The organism is Amycolatopsis sp. PS_44_ISF1, from assembly GCF_032335455.1.
In the GTDB taxonomy this organism is placed as follows: Bacteria; Actinomycetota; Actinomycetes; order Mycobacteriales; family Pseudonocardiaceae; genus Amycolatopsis.
The window spans coordinates 376,698-393,032 of the sequence record NZ_JANUXO010000001.1 but is presented as its reverse complement, the minus strand read 5'-3'; the positions used below and the strand labels follow the sequence as shown (position 1 = coordinate 393,032).

The following is a 16,335-nucleotide window of genomic DNA, read 5'->3' as shown; positions in this document are numbered from 1 at the left end:
CGCACCAAGGTATTCGGGCCGGGTCCGGGCCGGGCGGACCCCCACCCGTCCGGGGCAACGGGCGCGTCGCCCCGGACGTCGGCGTCAAGGCTTGACGAGCACCTTCAGCGCCTCGCGGTCGGCCATCGCCTGGTAGCCCGCGGGCACCTCGGACAGGCCGACGGTGCGGTCGAAGACCCGGCCGGGCCGGTAGCGGCCCTCCAGGACGTCGGGCAGCAGCTGCGGGATGTACTGCCGCGCCGGGGCGACCCCGCCGGTGATGGTGATGTTGTCGACGAAGACCGGCCGGCCGATCGGGCCCTCCGCGTACTGCGGCACGCCGACGCGGCTCAGCGCGCCACCCGCGCGCACCACGCCGAGGCCCATTTCGAAGGCCGGCTTGGTGCCGACGCACTCCAGCACGCACTGCGTGCCGCGGCCGCCGGTCAGCTCACGGACCCGTTCGATGCCCTCCTCGCCGCGCTCGGCGACCACGTCCGTCGCGCCGAACTCGCGGCCCAGCGCGGTGCGCGGCTCGTGGCGTCCCATGAGGACGATCCGCTCGGCGCCCAGCCGGTGCGCGGCCAGCACCGCGGACAGGCCCACGGCCCCGTCGCCGATCACCGTGACGGTCCTGCCCTCGGTCACCCCCGCCGTGACGGCCGCGTGGTGCCCGGTGGAGAAGACGTCCGACAGCGTGAGCATCGAGGCCAGCAGGTCCCCGTCCTCGGTGGGCGGCAGCTTGACCAGCGTGCCGTCGGCCTGCGGCACCCGCACGGCCTCGCCCTGGCCGCCGTCGACGCCGTTCGCGCCCCAGTTGCCGCCGTGCAGGCACGAGGTCTGCAAGCCCTCCCGGCAGAACTCGCAGGTGTTGTCCGAATACATGAACGGCGCGACCACCAGGTCGCCCTGGCGCACGCCCGACACGTCCGCGCCGGTCTCCTCGACCAGGCCGAGGAACTCGTGGCCGATCGGCCGGCCCCGGTCCTGCGCCGGCATGCCGGCGTACGGCCAGAGGTCGCTGCCGCAGACGCACGAGCGGACCACGCGGACCACGGCGTCGGTCGGCTCGACCAGCTTCGGGTCGGGCACCGCCTCCACGCGGACGTCACCGGCGCCGTAGATGAGAGTCGCTCGCATGCAGTTCCTTTCCGGGATCTCGGTCTCACCCTGTGGTGAGTCGATCCGGCCCTGATTCGTTCCGCGTCACGCACACCGTGGGACCGGGGTGACGAATGCCGGGGGTGCCCCGCGGCGGCCGGACCTACCTTCAGAGCATGAACACTACGGCGGTGTCGCGCTGGCACGGCAACCCGTTCGTGGGCCGTCTTCGACCGGACCGGCCGCCACCGCCGCCCCGGACCGGTTCAGCGGTGGCGGCGGTAGAGGTCGCGCAGCAGCAGGATCTCGGCGCCGTGGTGGATCGCCTCGCGGTTGATGTGCAGGACCAGCATCGCCATCGGTGATTCCGCGTACGGGCCTTCTGCCGGCCCGACCGCGCGCGTCAGCGCTTCGTCGTCCAAGCCGCGCACACCGGTGGACCAAGACGCGTAGGCGTCGTCCAGCTGCCGGACCGCCTCCTTCGCCGTGCCCGCGTACGGGAACGAGTCGTAGCTCATCGGCGGGCCGCCGAAGTGCGAGGCCGCCCGCAGGCCGAACACACCGATGGTGAGATGCGCCATCCGCCACGCGATGGTCGTCACCGGGGGAGGTGCGGGCTCGGGGTGCTCGAAGTCGATGGTGAACTCCCCGGCGCCCGGCCCGTCCGGCCGCTCCGCCCGTGGGCGCACGGTCCAGCAGCCCTCGACGGGCTGCCACCGGTACTCCTCGTCGGTCAGCCCGTCCAGGCGCGGGCGCAGGTGGTGGGTCCAGTGCCAGCCGAGCTGTTCGGCCAGTTCGGTGGTCCAAGCGACAGTCATGGGGACACGGTAGAACCCATCGCGGTCACCGGCTGTCCTCGTTGATGGGGCAGCGGCGGCGTGACCGGGCCCACCTGGGACGATGGGGGCACAAAGCGCTCACCGCCTGGAGGTCTTAGGTGCCCAGTCCCACCGGTCCGGTACTCGTCATGGACTTCGGGGCGCAGTACGCGCAGCTGATCGCCCGCCGCGTGCGGGAGGCCCAGGTCTACTCCGAGGTCGTGCCGTCGAGCGCGACCGCGCCGGAGCTGCTGGCCAAGGACCCGTCCGCGATCATCCTGTCCGGCGGCCCGTCCAGCGTCTACGCCGAGGGCGCGCCCGGCATGGACCCGGAGCTGGTCCACGCGGGCGTGCCGATCCTCGGCATCTGTTACGGCCACCAGCTGCTCGCGCGGGCGCTGGGCGGGGTGGTGGAGCCCACCGGCGTCCGCGAGTTCGGCCGCACCGACGTGCGGATGGTCGGCGAGGGCGGCGTGCTGCACGCCGGCCTGCCCGCGCACCAGACCGCGTGGATGAGCCACAACGACAGCGTCACCGAGGCGCCCGAGGGCTCCGCGGTCACCGCGTCCTCCGACGGCGCGGCGGTGGCCGGCTTCGAGGACGTGGAGCGGCGGTTCGCCGGTGTGCAGTACCACCCGGAGGTGGCCCACTCGCCGCACGGGCAGGAGGTGCTGCGCCGGTTCCTGCACGAGATCGCGGGCATCCGTCCCCAGTGGACGACTTCGTCCATTGTGGACGAGCAGGTGGCGCGGATCGCCGCCCAGATCGGCGAGGGCCGGGCCATCTGCGGGCTGTCGGGCGGGGTGGACTCGGCCGTGGCCGCGGCGCTGGTGCAGCGCGCGATCGGCGATCGGCTGACCTGCGTGTTCGTCGACCACGGCCTGCTGCGCGCCGGGGAGCGGACGCAGGTGGAGCGCGATTTCGTGAACGCCACCGGGGTCAAGCTCGTCACCGTGGACGCGCGCGAGCGGTTCCTCGACGCGCTGGCCGGGGTCACCGACCCCGAGCAGAAGCGCAAGATCATCGGCCGCGAGTTCATCCGCGTGTTCGAGCAGGCGGAACGCGATCTGAAGGCGCAGGGCGACTTCAAGTTCCTCGTGCAGGGCACGCTGTACCCGGACGTCGTCGAGTCCGGCGGCGGCGAGGGCACGGCGAACATCAAGAGCCACCACAACGTCGGCGGACTGCCCGACGACCTGCAGTTCGAGCTGGTCGAGCCGCTGCGCCTGCTGTTCAAGGACGAGGTGCGGCGCGTCGGCCTGGAGCTGGGCCTGCCGGAGACGATCGTGCAGCGCCAGCCGTTCCCCGGACCGGGACTGGGCATCCGGATCATCGGCGCGGTCGACGCGTCGCGGCTCGAGACGCTGCGCGCGGCCGACGCCATCGCGCGCGAGGAGCTGACCGCCGCCGGGCTCGACCAGGAGATCTGGCAGTGCCCGGTGGTGCTGCTGGCCGACGTCCGCAGCGTCGGCGTGCAGGGCGACGGCCGGACCTACGGCCACCCCATCGTGCTGCGCCCGGTCTCCTCGGAGGACGCGATGACCGCGGACTGGACGCGCCTGCCGTACGAGGTGCTGGAGCGGATCTCGACCCGCATCACCAACGAGGTGACCGAGGTGAACCGGGTGGTGCTCGACGTGACGAGCAAGCCGCCGGGCACCATCGAATGGGAGTGACGGACGCGGATCCGGGGGCCCGGCCGATCGTCGGGCCGTGACGGGGGCCGCCGGCCACCACCGCCGGAAGTGGCGGCCGGCCTACGGCCGCCGCCGGCGCAGTGACGCGGCCAGCAGCAGCACCCCGGCGAACACCGCGCCGCCCGCGAGGACCCAGCGGAAGTCGAAGGCCGGCAACCCACCGGCGCCGTCGGAGAGGACGTAGGCCGAGACCAGCAGGGTGGCCAGGCCGACGATCAGGGTGAACCCGTCCACCCCGCGCCGGGCCGGAGTGGATTCGTCGCGGGTGTGAGGGTTTTCAGCCACGGCGCACCTCCACCTGGCCCACGCCGTTCGAGACGTGGAGAGTGAGCTTCTGCCCACCGGGACCGTCGTCGCCGAGGTCGGTGCCGGTGATGGGGGACTGCCCGACGCCGCTGCCGGAGCGGCCGAGGCAGGACACCTCGCCCGCGGTGTTCTCGCAGTCGAAGGTGACGTCGGCGGTGGCGGGAACCGTGACGACGGTGGTGCCGGCGCCGTTGGACACCGTGGTGGTGATCGGCCCGGTGAGCGGCACCTGGGTCAGGTCCAGGTCCAGGTTGCCCGCCGCGTGCCGGTAGACCGGCTGCAGCTCGGCGGCCGAACGCGGGGCCGCGGTCAGGTCGCCGACGCCGCCTTCGAGGTCGAAGTCGTCGAACGGGCTCGTGGTCAGGACCATCCCGGCGATCGCCAGCGGCACGGCCAGCCCGATCAGCCTGCGGGCACCACCGGCGAAGGCACCCGCCACCAGGCCGACGCCCAGCACCCCGAGCACCAGCCCGATGATGTGCCGCAGCGAGAACCAGTCGACCCCGTTGAGGTTCAGCGCCGCCCCCGCGATGGCCACGAGCACGGCCAGCCCGAACACCATCCCGCCGATCTTCGACTGCGGCCGGTGGGAGCGCGGCGGCGGGACGGACGACGGCGGGGGTACCGGCGCCGCCGGATCGGGCAGGTCCCAGCCGCCGGGCGCGGCCGCGAGCGGATCCCAGCCCGGCGCGGCCGTGCCGGTCGCGGTGGCGTGGCCGGTCATCGTGAACGCCCCCGTGCCGGTCGGCGCCGCCGCCCTCGCCGCCGCGTAAGCGACGACGGGCGCCGGGCGGTTGTACTGCCCTCGGCTGCGGTGCAGGAGGTAGAGGCCGATGGAGAGCAGCACGAAGCCGATCAGGCCCCCGCCGTCGAACCAGCCCCCGCCGAACGTCCAGCCGGTCACCGGGATCAGGGCCACGCACAGCACCACGGAGAACGCCGTGGTCATCGACGAGTGGCCCCGCCCGACCATCGACTCGAAGCCGGACACGTCGTCGGCCTCCTCGGGGAACAGCAGCCAGCCCAGCAGGTAGAACACCAGCCCGAACCCGCCGAACACGGTCGCCGCCACCAGGGCCACCCGGATCACCACGGGATCGACGCCGTACCGGTTCCCCAGCCCCGCCCCGACCCCGGCCACCTTCCGCCCGGTCTGCGGCCGCCGCGGCCGGCTGACCCAGAAATCCTTGACGGTCTCCTCGAACCCGTTGAGGGGGTTCGTCTTCGGAGCCCTCGTCTCGTTCGCACCACTCATACCGGAAAGCATGCTTGACGAGCGCTTCGGCCACATCGGGGAAGGTCCCTGATCCCGGGCTCAGGGTCCGGCGGCCGGGCGGCGCAGCGGCTCGGGGTGGTGGATCAGGGGCTTCCCCGATGCCACCGGACGTCGCGCCGTGTGACCATGGACCGGTGCAGGACTCCCTCGACCACGGCACCACCGAACCGGAAGTGACCGGGCCGTCCCGCGACGAGTCCTCGACCAGCCCGGTGGCCAGCCAGTCCGAGGCCGGTTCCCTCGGGACCGAGGCCCGGAAACCGGCCGGCGAACCCTCGATCGCCGGGGGCCCCGGGACGGAGCCGAAGATGTACCGCCGCCGGTCCGACCGGGCGGTCGCCGGGGTCGCGGGCGGGCTCGCCGACCACCTCGGCGTGCCGGTGGTCTGGGTGCGCACCGCGTTCGCCCTGCTCGCCGCGCTCAACGGCGCCGGGATGCTCGCGTACGGACTGCTGTGGGTCTTCGTGCAGCAGCGCGCCGAAGAGGGTGAAGCCACCAAGGTCAGTGTGAAGGACCGGCAGCAGGCGTACGGCCTGATCGCGCTCGGCATCGGCCTCGCCATCGCGTTCAGCACGCTCACCGGCACCATCCGCGGCTGGGTGGCCGTGCCGTTGGCCCTGGCCATGTTCGGGGCGGCGGTGGTCTGGCGGGAGGCCGACGAATCCCAGCGCCGGCGGTGGCGGGAGGGTGCGCGGGACGGCGTCACCGGCGCGCTGGTCGGCGGGGGCGGCCGGGGTTCGGCGATCATCCGGATCCTGGCCGGAGTCGCGCTGGTGGCCACCGGCATCGGGGTGGTGGTGTTCCAGGGCGGGAACTTCGACCAGGTCCAGTTCGCCCTGCTCGCCGTGCTGGCGACGCTGGTCGGCGTCGCGGTGCTCACCGTCCCGTTCTGGCTGCGCCTGGTCCGCGACCTCGGCGACGAGCGCCGCGCGCGCATCCGCACCGACGAGCGCGCCGAGATCGCCGCGCACCTGCACGATTCCGTGCTGCAAACGCTCGCCCTGATCCAGAAGCACTCCGACCGGCCGCGTGAGGTCGCCCGGCTGGCCCGCGGCCAGGAGCGCGAGCTGCGCGGCTGGCTGTACGGCCCCAACGGCTACGGCAAGCCCAGCGAGAAGAAGCCCGAGGAGCAGGACGAGGGCGGCCGCCGGCTGTCGGAGGCGCTCGCCGCCGCCTGCGGGGAGGTCGAGGACCAGTTCGCGATCTCCGTCGGCCAGGTCGTGGTCGGTGAGGCGGAGCTGAACGAACCGTTGACAGCGTTGGTCCAGGCCGCGCGCGAGGCGATCGTCAACGCGGCCAAGCACGCGGGCGTCGACGAGGTCAGCGTGTACGCCGAGGTGGAGCCGACCGCGGTGACCGTGTTCGTCCGCGACCGCGGCAAGGGCTTCGACCCGGAGGTGGTCCCGGCCGACCGGCACGGGCTCGCCGATTCGATCCGCGGCCGCATGGAGCGCCACGGCGGCACGTGCAAGCTGCGCACCGCCCCGGGCGAGGGCACCGAGGTCCAGCTGGCCATGCCGGTCCGAACCGGCAAGGGGCCGGCCTGACGTCGCTATGCTCGGGCAGAAGCATTCACAGCGAGGGAGTGGTGTCGTGACGGAGAGCCAGCGGGAGCCGGTCGAGGTCTTCCTGGTGGACGACCACGCGCTCTTCCGCGCCGGGGTCCGCACCGAGCTCGATTCCATCACCGACGAGGTGCGGGTGGTGGGCGAGGCGGGCTCGGTGGCGGACGCCGTCGCGGGCATCGTGCGCACCCGGCCGCAGGTGGTGCTGCTCGACGTCCACATGCCCGACGGCGGGGGCGCCGAGGTGCTCCGGCAGGTGCGCCCGGAGCGGCCGGACGTGGTGTTCCTCGCCCTCTCGGTCTCCGATGCGGCCGAGGACGTGATCGCCGTGATCCGCTCCGGCGCGCGCGGCTACGTCACCAAGACCATCTCCTCGAAGGAACTGGTGCGCGCGATCGTCCGCGTGGCCGACGGCGACGCGGTGTTTTCCCCGCGCCTGGCCGGTTTCGTGCTCGACGCGTTCGCCGACCGCCCCGGCTCCGCCCCGATCAACGACCCGGAACTCGACCTCCTCACCCCCCGCGAGCGCGACGTCCTCCGCCTGCTGGCGCGCGGTTATGCCTACAAGGAGATCGCTTCGGAGCTGTTCATCTCGGTGAAGACGGTGGAGACGCACGTTTCGAGCGTCTTGCGCAAGACGCAGCTTTCGAACCGCTACGAGCTTTCCCGCTGGGCTTCAGACCGGCGTCTCGTCTAGACCCGTTCCGCGGCCACCGCGTCGCCCGCCGGCACCGCCGCCCGGCGCTTCAACCGGGTCAGCGCGACGCCGCCGAGCACCACCAGCATGCCCGCGATCACCCGCAGGTTCAGGTGCTCGTGCAGGAACACCGCGCCCAGCAGCACCGAGACCACCGGCAGCAGGTAGCCGACCACGGACGCGGCCACGGCGCCCTCGCTGGCCAGCAGCTGGTAGTTCAGTGCGAACGCGATCCCGGTCGAGCCGAGGCCCAGCACCACGATCGCGATCGCCGCCAGGGGGCTCGGGTGCACCGGCGTCAGCCCGCCGAACGGCAGGACCAGCAGCACGAACCCGGTGGCCAGCAGCATTTGCCCGCCGGACAGCGCGTACGGCGAGTACCCGTGGCCCGACAGGTAACGGCCCTCGTAGACGAACGCGAAACCGTAGCTTGCCGCGGCCGCGAGGCAGGCCAGCGCGCCCCAGCTCAGCAGGCCCGAAGCCTGCCAGGGGGCGAAGATCAGCACGATGCCGGCGAGCCCGACCACGAGACCGGCCAGGCGGGCACCCGTCATCCGGTTCGGCACGCCCAGCAGCGGCGCCACCACGAGCACCCACAACGGGGTCGTCGAGTTCAGCACGCCGGTGATACCGGAGTCCACAGTGGTCTCGGCGACCGCGAAGAGCAGGAACGGCAGCGCGTTGTGGAAGAAGGCGGCCACGAGCAGGTGGCCCCAGGCCCGCTTGTCCGATGGCATCCGGTGCCGGTGGAGCCGGCACAGCGCCAGCAGCACCACCGCGCCGAGCACCAGCCGCGCCAGCACCAGCTGCACCGGGGACAGCGCGTCCAGGCCCAGCTTGATCCAGAAGAAGCTCGAACCCCACATCAGCGCCAGCGCACCGATCCGGAGCAGGGTCTTCGTCTCGCCCACCGGTGTCCTCCTCACGATCCGGCGACCAGCTTCGTCGCGCCGAGACGTAAGGACAAGCGAGATTACCTGCACGAACCCTTAAGCTGAGCTGTAGCATCGAGCCATGCTCGACGTGCGGCGGATGCAGGTGCTGCGGGCGGTGGTGACCAGCGGTTCGATCACCGCCGCGGCCCGGAACCTCGGGTACACCCCGTCGGCGATCAGCCAGCAGCTCTCGACGCTGGAACGGGAGGCGGGCACCGAACTGCTGGAGCGCGTCGGCCGCGGCGTCCGGCCCACCCCGGCCGGCACGCTGCTGTGCGAGCACGCCGAGGCGCTCAGCGTGGAGCTGGCCCGGGCCGAGACCGCGCTCACCGAGCTGAAGGAGGGGCGCACCGGCAAGCTGGCCATCCGCTACTTCGCCACCGCGGGCGCTTCGGTCGTGCCGCACGCCGTGGCCGCGGTCCGCCGCGATCACCCCGGCGTGTGGATCGACCTCAAGCTGGTGGAGCCGGAAGACCCGCTGCCCGAGGTCGAGGCCGGCCGTGCCGACGTGGCCATCGTCGTCTTCCCCCGGTCGAACCCCCCGGCCCAGGGGGTGGAACTGCAGCACCTGCTCGACGACCCGTACCGCGCGGTGCTGCCGCGCGCCCACCCGCTCGCGCGCAAGCGGGTGCTGGCGCTGGCGGACCTCGCCGACGAGCCGTGGGTGGGCGTCGACTCGATGCCCGGCATGTGCCGGGACATCCTCGATTCCGCCTGCGCGTCCGCGGGCTTCGCGCCGAACATCGTGGTCGAATCCGAGGACTACCAGACCGCGCAGGGGTTCATCGCCGCCGGGCTGGGCGTCGGACTGGTGCCGGAGCTCGGCCTCGGCTCGCCGCACGCGGGGGTGGTCGTGCGCCGGATCCGCAACCCGGAGCCGTGCCGGAGGATCTACGCCGCCATCACGGCACGGGCCGCGGGCAGCCCCGCCGTGCGCACCCTCGTGGCGGCCATGCGCGAGGCCGCCGGAAGGATCGGCTAGCCGGACCGCTCAGACGAACAGCAGCTGCGAGACCCCGATGCCGATCAGCACGGCGCACAGGACCGCGGCCACGGTCATGATCAGCTTCCGCCGCGCCGCCGCCTTCTGGGCCGCGGTCTCGGCCGACGCCGCCTGCTGCGCGGCCGACGGCACGAACCGGGCCGAAGGCGACTGCGGCGGCATCGGCTGGATCTGCTGAGTGGGCTGCTGGTCCACCGCTGGCGGGGGCGCGAGCGGGTAGGGCGCCTGCCGCAACGGCGCCTGCTGCGTCGGCGGCTCGGCGAACGGCTGCTGCTGCGGTCCGGACGGCGGGCCCAGCGGCGGGAGAAGACTCGGCTGGGAGCCCGACGGGGGCCCCGGCTGCGGGTTCGCGGCCGGCGGCCAGGACACGGGCATGGTCGGCATCGCGGGTGCGGTCGGCGGCACGAACGCGGTCTGGCGGCCCTCGGTGATGGCGCTGAGCGCGGTCACGGTGTCGGCCATCGTCGGCCGGGTCGTCGGGTCCGCCCGGAGCATCTTGCGCAACGCGCCGGTGAGCGCGCCCGCGTTCTGCGCCGGCCGCTCGGACGAGGTCCCGTCGTCGCCGAACGGCGGAACGCCTTCGACCGCCGTGTACAGCGTGGCGCCCAGGGAGAACACGTCCGCGGCCGGTGACGGCGCTCCGCCGCGGGTCACCTCGGGCGCGCGGTAGGCGGCGTGCGGGCCGCCCCCGGTGATGCCGATGTCGGTGAGCTTCACCCCGCCGTCGTCGGCGAGCAGCACGGTGCCCGGCTCCAGCGTCCGGTGGATGATGCCGGCCGCGTGGATCGCCGCCATCGCGTCACCCAGCAGGATGCCCAGCGAAGCGGCCTGCTCGGGCGTGAGCCGGCCGTGCTCGGCCAGGAAGACCGACATCCCGCGGGAGGGGATGTACTCCATCACCAGCCACACGTCCTGGCCGTCGGGCAGCACGTCGAACACGGTGATCGCGCAGGGGTGCTCGATCCGCGCCGCGTCCTTGCCCTCCTGCATCGCCATCGCGCGCGCCTGCTCCGCCCGGTCGGCCGGCAGGCCCACGGGCAGGTACATGCGCTTCATCGCGACCGTGCGGAACAGCCGGGTGTCGAACGCGAGCCACACGATGCCCGCGCGCCCACGGCCGATCGGCTGGTCCAGCCGGTACCGGCTGCCGACGATGCTGCCTTCAGAACTCAAATCTCATCCTGGATCAAGGGTTGGAGGATGGGGTCGGGGTGTCCGTCGGCTTGTCGGAGGTCGTCGGCTTGGCCGAACTCGACGGCTTGCGGGACGGCGGATCCGAATCCCTGGTCGGAGGCGGGTCGCTGGCCCGGGTCGGGGTGTCCCGCGGCTCCGACCGCCGCGAGGTGGGCCGCCCGGAGGACGGTGCCTGCTGGTTGGACGTCTGGTCCGAGCCGGTGGTTGCCTCACTGGTGGAGGGCGGGGCGTCCGTGGTCGGCACCACCGCCGAAGAGGAGGCGGGCGGGGCCGGCTGCCGGGAGGCGTCCGGCGGGTTGTTGGAGCTGAGCAGCCAGATGCCGAGCGCGACCAGGCCGACCGCCACGATGCCGCCGATGAGCGCGGGCTTCTTCCAGGCGCCGGGGCGCTCCCGGTCCTCGTCGGCCGGGCCGGTGCGGGCCCGCGGGGGCTCGTCGTCGTAGTCGTCGTACGGCTCGCCCTCATGACCGCCGGGAGCGCCGGGACCGCCGGGGCCGACCGGGACGGCGCGGGTGGCTGCCAGCCCGTTGCGGCCGGGATCGCCGTAGAGCGGCGGCTCCGGCTGGTACTGGCCGTACCCGTCGTAGTCGTCCTCGGGATAGCCGGTGGCCGCGGGGTAGTCGTCCTCGGCGTAGTACTGCTGCGCCGGTCCGGGCTCACCGAGCAGGGTGCCGGAGTGCCCGACGGGCATTTCCTCCTCACCCAGCATCCGGGTGGCGCCCACACCGGCCGCCGCGGCGCCCAGCGTGCCCGCCATCGGGGCCATCACGGTCTCGTCCGCCGCGCCGCCGAGCGGGGTCTCGCCGCGCGCGACGGCGGCCAGCAGCTCCTCGCACTCCTCGGCCGTCGGCCGGTGCTGCACGTCGGGGTGCAGCAGCACGGCGAGCACGCTGGCCAGCGGGCCCGACTGCCGCGGCGGGTTGATCTGCCCGGCCGCGACCGCGTGCAGCAGGCTCAGCGTGTTCTCCGACAGCCCGAACGGCGGCTGGCCCTCGCAGGCGGCGTACAGCGTGGAGCCGAGCGAGAAGACGTCGGACTCGGGGCCGGGATCGCCGCCGATGGCCACCTCGGGCGCGAGGTAGGCGGGGGTGCCGGCGATCATCCCGGTCTTGGTGACCGTGACGTCGTCCTTGGCGCGGGAGATGCCGAAGTCGGTGATCTTCACGGTGCCGTTGTCGGCGAGCAGGATGTTGCCGGGCTTGATGTCCCGGTGCACGATCCCGACCGCGTGCGCCTCGCGCAGCGCCGCCGCGATCTGCGCGCCGATGGCGGCGACCTCCAGCGGCGGAAGGGTCCCGCCCTGCAGCACCTCGGCCAGGCTGGTCGACCTGAGGTACTCCATGATCAGGCAGGGCTGGCCGTTGTCGTCGGTGACCACGTCGAAGACCGAGATCGCGTTCGGGTGGTGCAGGCGCGCGGCGATGCGGCCCTCGCGCATGGTGCGCTGCCGCGCGTCCTCGGCGGCGCGCTCGTCGAGCCCCGGCTGCAGCAGCAGCTGCTTGATGGCCACGGTGCGGCCCAGGACGTCGTCGTGGGCCTGCCAGACGGCGCCCATCGCGCCCGAGCCGATCTTGCCGATGACTCGGTAGCGGCCGGCGACCAGACGACCCTCGTCGCTCACGCGACCTCCCTTTGGGGCTCCGACTTGCCGGGGCGGGACCGGCCCGCCCCCGAGGGGCGACCGGCCGGTCGCCGCACCGGAGCGTAGGCACCTGTCGTGGGCCGGGCGCCGGTTGTTCCGGGACCGGCCAGCGACAAGGCTAGGCGTTCACTCTGTGCACACACATTCGGCACGCTCTGGCCGACTTCCGGGTGGGTGATCGGCGCAGGTCACGCGAAGGCGACGGCCGAGAGTACCCGGGCCGCGGAAATGACGTCGTGCCCGGTGACGTCGAACTGCTGGGTGACCCGCACCAGCGTCCCGTCGGCCTGGTGCAGCACGGCGACCGCGAGCACCGATCCGTCGTCCTGCACCCGCAGGTCCTGCACGTCGATGGCGCTCATCACGCTCCACGCGCGCACCAGGCTGCCCGCTTCGCCGCCGGCCAGCACCGGGGTGAGCAGGGACAGCGCCGTGCTCGGGCTCCGCTCGATCGAGGCGTAGAACTTCTTCACCGCCGCGAGCTTGTCCCCGGCCGTGGCCGGGTCGGTGCTCGTGGACTGGCCGCCCGTCGACGACTCGACCTCGGCCGGGGCGGACGGGCTGGGTCCGGTGCTCTCCCGGGTGAGGCCGCCGGTGCCCGGGGTGGTGACCGTGGTGCCGGCGGTGCCGGTGGTGTCGCCACCCGAGGCGGACGGGGTGCTCTCGCGGTGGCCGGGGGTGGTGCCGCCGGAGCGGCGGTGCTGCTCCGGCACGACCGCGCCACCGAGGGCGGCGGCGCCGCTGAACCCGGCGGGGAAGGACTCTTCGGCCGTGACCGGCGTGGTGGGGCGCGGACCGCCGCTGAGCAGCGAAGCGGTGACCACCGCGCCCGCGACGAGCGCTCCGGCACCGACCAGTCCCACCAGCTTGGCGCGTCGCGCCAGGCGGCTCTCGGGCTCCTCGGCCTGCTCCTCCGGGCGGTGGGCCGCGACCGGGCGCCGCGACCGCGGCGGCAGGTACTTCTGCGGCTCGCGGAAGACCTGCTCGAGGTAGTCACGGTCCTCGTCGCCGACGCCGTCGAGCAGGTCGGGAGGGATCACGTCCTCGACGCGTACGGCGTCCGGTTCACGCCGGGTGCGCTGCCGATCAAGCACGAAGTCCTCGCTCTGGGGTTCCGGGGGGCGGCGGTGCGGCCGTTCGGCCGCGTGCCGGTGGTCCGGACGGCCGACTCGTGATCGGCCACCGGACCCGCTGTCTTCAGGTAACCCTGCGCGGCCCGGCCGCCGCCAGGCTCCGTCGCTGGAATGCCGTCGTCACACGACGAGCGGCAGCCTATGTCACCCAACCGGACCCTGGACAACCGCTCACCGCACTGCACGTGCATCGGAACGGGCCGCCTGCACTTGCACGAAATGCGGTCCTGACCTGCGCGGTCACTCCGCATCAGGCCCCGTCGTCGGTAATTTTCCCGTTGTCGCCGAAGGTGAGCGTGCGCTGCTCGGTGGACTTGCTGCCATCGGTATGGGTCACCTCGACCGTGTTCACGGTGACGTCGCGGTCCGGGTCGATGGTCACCTTCTTGACTTCGAAGTACGCGACGTCGGCGTAGTGCTGACGCAGGGCGCTGGGGCCCTGGGCGTGCAGGTCGCCGGAGGTGACGGCCGAGGCCGCACCCGGGTCGGTGGTCACGGTGTTGAAGAACTTCTCCGAGTTGTCGCCCATCTTCTTGGTGTCGGCCGGGGTCGTGTAATAGACCTGCGGCTTGGTCTCGCGGAGGGCGGGCGTGACCGGGGGCTTGCGCGGGCGCGGGGAGGGTGAGCCGGTGGTGACCGGGCCGGACGGGGAGCTGCCGGTCGCCGGGTCGGAGGCAGTCACGTCGTCACTGGCGGGGATGCCGTTGCCCGCGACCTGCGAGCGCGGGCGGGGGGCGTCGTCCGAGGCGGACGGCCGGTTGCTGCTCTGCGGGCTGCCGGTCTCGCTGGCGGAGCTGCGGTGGGTCTCGCCGGTCGTGCCGCCGCGGTGGTTGGTGGGGGCGTCGGGGACGAGCAGCGGATTGCCGCCGTTCTGCCGCCCGGGCCAGCCGCCGCCGATCGCGTCGGTGGTCGTGGCCGGGCCGCCGACCAGGAACGTCCCGGCGAAGAGCAGGCCCACGACCACCGCCCCGGACGCACCGGTGGCGAACCACGCGGCCTTGCGCCACGACTTCGGCGGTGTCACCGACGCCGGCACCGAGCCGAGGTCGAACTTCCCCAGCCCGTCCACGGCCGGGGCAGCGAAGACCCGCACGTCCTCTTCTTCCCGGGGCCGGGGGCGCGCGGCCGTTCGCAGGGTGACCCGCTGCCGTTGCGGGGTTTCCCGGTCTTCCTGGTTCCCGGCGGTTGCGGCGGTCTCACCGGTCGCGTCGTCAAAGGGCAGGAGATCTTCCTCCTCGGCCCACTGGCCCTGGGCCTGCCGGGCCGTGGGCGCTTGTCCGTGACCGATCGTCTGCTGCGGAGAAGCGGAGGCCGTCGCGACGAGCTCCCACCGGTCTCGCGGTGGAGGCTCGGTCTTCAACCGCTTCGGCGCTGACGCGAGATCAACCCGCTCCCGCTGCGCGCCCGGCTCCATGACCCGCTGCGGCTGCGGCGGCCGGAATGCCTCGTCTTCGCGGTCCTGCGGCTGCGGTGAAGCGAACAGGTTGCCACCCCGCCCGTCCGGCTGCGGCGAGAAAGCGCTCCTGCGCTGCGGCCGGGACGCCTCGTCGCCGACCTTGGGCCGGAACGCTTCGTCGGCCGGCGCGGTCCGGGACTGGGGCTGGGGTAGCGGAGCGGCGAGGAAGTCGGGCCGTCCCATCGGGGTCGGCAGTGTCCCGTGCGCCGAAGGGAAAGCCGCTTGCTCGCTCCGCGCGGAGGAAGGAGCGGTCCGCGACGGTTGCTGCTCGCCACGCGCTGCGGGGGACGCGGTCGCTTCACCACGCGCGGAAGGAAAAGGGGTCCGTGGTGGCAACTGCTCACTGCGCACCGGGGCGAACGCCGCTGGCCCATCAGGCTGTCCGCCACGTGCGGCAGGGAAGTTGGCTCGCGCGTCGATCTGTTCACTACGCGCGGCGGGGAACCCGGCTAGCGCGTCGGGCTGTCCGCTACGTGCGGCGGGAAATCCGGCTCGCGCGTCCGGCTGGCCACCACGTGCGGCGGGGAACCCGGCTCGTGCGTCCGGCTGGCCACCGCGTGTAGCGGGGAATCCGGTCCGTACGTCCGGTTGACCACCCCGGGCCACGGGAAGCGCGGCCGGGTCGACCTTGTCCGGTCCGGGGCGGTGGCGGTGGTTGCCGCCGTTGCGGCGGGGCACGGCGGGCGTCCAGGCGTCCGGACCGTGTGGCCGGTGCCGTCCCGGCATCGTGACCTCGGTGGCCGACACCGCGTCCGATCGGCCCGGCCCGCCCCTGGCTCTTGCGCTCATGCCCGTCCGACCCCTCCCCGGCTCGGCCGTGACGTCGGCCGGGCCGCGGTTAAACCGAATGGAGCAGAACCGGGATCGGCAGGGTCGGAACCAGCAGGGTTGGAACCAGCGGAGTCGGAACCAGCAGGGTCGGAACCAGCAGGGTCGGAACCGGCGGAGTCACTTGCTTCCACCCTTGCGAACTCCTGAGCATCTGCACGCGCATCCGCCAGCAGGCGCACGGTGCCGCAGCAGCCGTGCGTCCGACGGTCGTATCCCGACCCAGACGCAAGGGTCATCACGCGCACCACACTAAGAGACCCGGAGGGTGAAAGTCTCGGGCGAAGTGCAACTTGCACAGGTTTCACTCGGTCGTGCGCGGCCGAACGGGCGCAGCTCACGCTACGCAGTGCGATCGGCGCAGGTCACGCCGGTCACCCTCCGCTGCGGTACTTCTCCTGGGTCGACTGGAGGGACTTCATGGCCACCGCACCGCTACCCACAGCGATAACGATGCCGAGGATGTCGAGGAAAGTTCCCCCACTCGTGAAGAGCCAGGCCAGCAGTGATGCCGCGGTGGTACCACCGGCGATCGCCCAGCGGCTCCGGACGTACTGCGCGACCGGCGCACCGCCGGCGCGCTTACCCGCCGCGTTGTTGAGCAGCGCCAAGTAGCCCAAGTGGCCCAGTGCGGCCAGCACGCTCGCGATGGCGATGATGACGGCGATGACGTTAATCATGGGTCCAGTCTGCCCGGTTCCGCGG

At 73.0% G+C, this 16,335-nt stretch carries 14 protein-coding genes; 4 read left to right on the top strand and 10 right to left on the bottom strand.

The genetic code is table 11. From position 1 onward, the window contains the following. Positions 1–84: 84 nt before the first annotated feature. Positions 85–1,119: a zinc-binding dehydrogenase gene (locus NYF13_RS01780; RefSeq protein WP_315653729.1), complete on the bottom strand. Its 1,035-nt coding sequence runs from the start codon at positions 1,117–1,119 to the stop codon at positions 85–87. Between the two features lie 227 nt (positions 1,120–1,346). Further along, entirely contained in the window at positions 1,347–1,898 is a 552-nt protein-coding gene (locus NYF13_RS01775; RefSeq protein ID WP_315653728.1) for a DinB family protein, read from the bottom strand. Positions 1,899–2,017: 119 nt separating this feature from the next. Here NYF13_RS01775 and guaA point away from each other — a divergent pair, with 119 nt between their 5' ends. After that, on the top strand, positions 2,018–3,574 hold the full coding sequence (gene guaA / locus NYF13_RS01770; RefSeq protein ID WP_315653727.1) for a glutamine-hydrolyzing GMP synthase: 1,557 nt from the start codon (positions 2,018–2,020) through the stop codon (positions 3,572–3,574). Positions 3,575–3,655: 81 nt separating this feature from the next. Here the strand turns inward: guaA and NYF13_RS01765 are convergent, their stop codons facing one another. Together NYF13_RS01765 and NYF13_RS01760 are read right to left on the bottom strand one after the other, a co-directional pair. Beyond that, positions 3,656–3,880, bottom strand: coding sequence for a hypothetical protein (locus NYF13_RS01765; protein WP_315653726.1), 225 nt, complete (start codon positions 3,878–3,880; stop codon positions 3,656–3,658). Next, entirely contained in the window at positions 3,873–5,156 is a 1,284-nt protein-coding gene (locus tag NYF13_RS01760; RefSeq protein ID WP_315653725.1) for a PspC domain-containing protein, read from the bottom strand. Before NYF13_RS01760 ends, NYF13_RS01765 begins: the two co-directional genes overlap by 8 nt. Before the next feature lie 119 nt (positions 5,157–5,275). Here NYF13_RS01760 and NYF13_RS01755 point away from each other — a divergent pair, with 119 nt between their 5' ends. Both NYF13_RS01755 and NYF13_RS01750 read left to right on the top strand, forming a co-directional pair. After that, positions 5,276–6,724: a PspC domain-containing protein gene (locus NYF13_RS01755; protein ID WP_396286361.1), complete on the top strand. Its 1,449-nt coding sequence runs from the start codon at positions 5,276–5,278 to the stop codon at positions 6,722–6,724. Positions 6,725–6,770: 46 nt separating this feature from the next. After that, on the top strand, positions 6,771–7,439 hold the full coding sequence (locus NYF13_RS01750; RefSeq protein WP_315653724.1) for a response regulator transcription factor: 669 nt from the start codon (positions 6,771–6,773) through the stop codon (positions 7,437–7,439). On the opposite strand, the gene NYF13_RS01745 is transcribed toward NYF13_RS01750, so the two are convergent. Beyond that, the gene (locus NYF13_RS01745; RefSeq protein ID WP_315653723.1) at positions 7,436–8,350 is read right to left on the bottom strand and encodes a DMT family transporter; all 915 of its coding nucleotides are present in this window, start codon (positions 8,348–8,350) and stop codon (positions 7,436–7,438) included. The two genes, NYF13_RS01750 and NYF13_RS01745, sit on opposite strands and share 4 nt — an antisense overlap. Positions 8,351–8,453: 103 nt before the next feature. Between NYF13_RS01745 and NYF13_RS01740 the strand changes: the two genes are divergently transcribed. Next, the gene (locus NYF13_RS01740; RefSeq protein ID WP_315653722.1) at positions 8,454–9,356 is read left to right on the top strand and encodes a LysR family transcriptional regulator; all 903 of its coding nucleotides are present in this window, start codon (positions 8,454–8,456) and stop codon (positions 9,354–9,356) included. 9 nt (positions 9,357–9,365) lie between these two features. Here NYF13_RS01740 and NYF13_RS01735 read toward each other — a convergent pair whose 3' ends face one another. The 5 genes from NYF13_RS01735 to NYF13_RS01715 all read right to left on the bottom strand — a co-directional run bounded on the left by NYF13_RS01735 (position 9,366) and on the right by NYF13_RS01715 (position 16,310). Next, entirely contained in the window at positions 9,366–10,550 is a 1,185-nt protein-coding gene (locus NYF13_RS01735; protein ID WP_315653721.1) for a protein kinase domain-containing protein, read from the bottom strand. Between the two features lie 13 nt (positions 10,551–10,563). Continuing rightward, positions 10,564–12,192 (bottom strand): protein kinase domain-containing protein, encoded by a 1,629-nt coding sequence (locus NYF13_RS01730; protein WP_315653720.1) that lies wholly within the window; start codon positions 12,190–12,192, stop codon positions 10,564–10,566. 209 nt (positions 12,193–12,401) lie between these two features. After that, positions 12,402–13,307 carry a hypothetical protein gene (locus NYF13_RS01725; RefSeq protein ID WP_315653719.1) on the bottom strand — a complete coding sequence of 302 codons (906 nt, stop codon included), beginning with the start codon at positions 13,305–13,307 and terminating at the stop codon, positions 12,402–12,404. 289 nt (positions 13,308–13,596) lie between these two features. Next, positions 13,597–14,985, bottom strand: a complete 1,389-nt coding sequence (locus tag NYF13_RS01720) for a hypothetical protein (RefSeq protein ID WP_315653718.1) — start codon at positions 14,983–14,985, stop codon at positions 13,597–13,599. 1,019 nt (positions 14,986–16,004) lie between these two features. After that, positions 16,005–16,310: a hypothetical protein gene (locus tag NYF13_RS01715; protein WP_315653717.1), complete on the bottom strand. Its 306-nt coding sequence runs from the start codon at positions 16,308–16,310 to the stop codon at positions 16,005–16,007. Positions 16,311–16,335: the final 25 nt, after the last annotated feature.

Bases quoted from the DNA above. Each gene is read 5' to 3' on its own strand.
- NYF13_RS01755 (WP_396286361.1), top strand. From the start codon at position 5,276: ATGCCACCGGACGTCGCGCCGTGTGACCATGGACCGGTGCAGGACTCC.
- NYF13_RS01760 (WP_315653725.1), bottom strand. From the start codon at position 5,156: ATGAGTGGTGCGAACGAGACGAGGGCTCCGAAGACGAACCCCCTCAAC.
- NYF13_RS01715 (WP_315653717.1), bottom strand. From the start codon at position 16,310: ATGATTAACGTCATCGCCGTCATCATCGCCATCGCGAGCGTGCTGGCC.
- NYF13_RS01720 (WP_315653718.1), bottom strand. From the start codon at position 14,985: ATGGGACGGCCCGACTTCCTCGCCGCTCCGCTACCCCAGCCCCAGTCC.
- NYF13_RS01780 (WP_315653729.1), bottom strand. From the start codon at position 1,119: ATGCGAGCGACTCTCATCTACGGCGCCGGTGACGTCCGCGTGGAGGCG.
- NYF13_RS01775 (WP_315653728.1), bottom strand. From the start codon at position 1,898: ATGACTGTCGCTTGGACCACCGAACTGGCCGAACAGCTCGGCTGGCAC.
- NYF13_RS01740 (WP_315653722.1), top strand. From the start codon at position 8,454: ATGCTCGACGTGCGGCGGATGCAGGTGCTGCGGGCGGTGGTGACCAGC.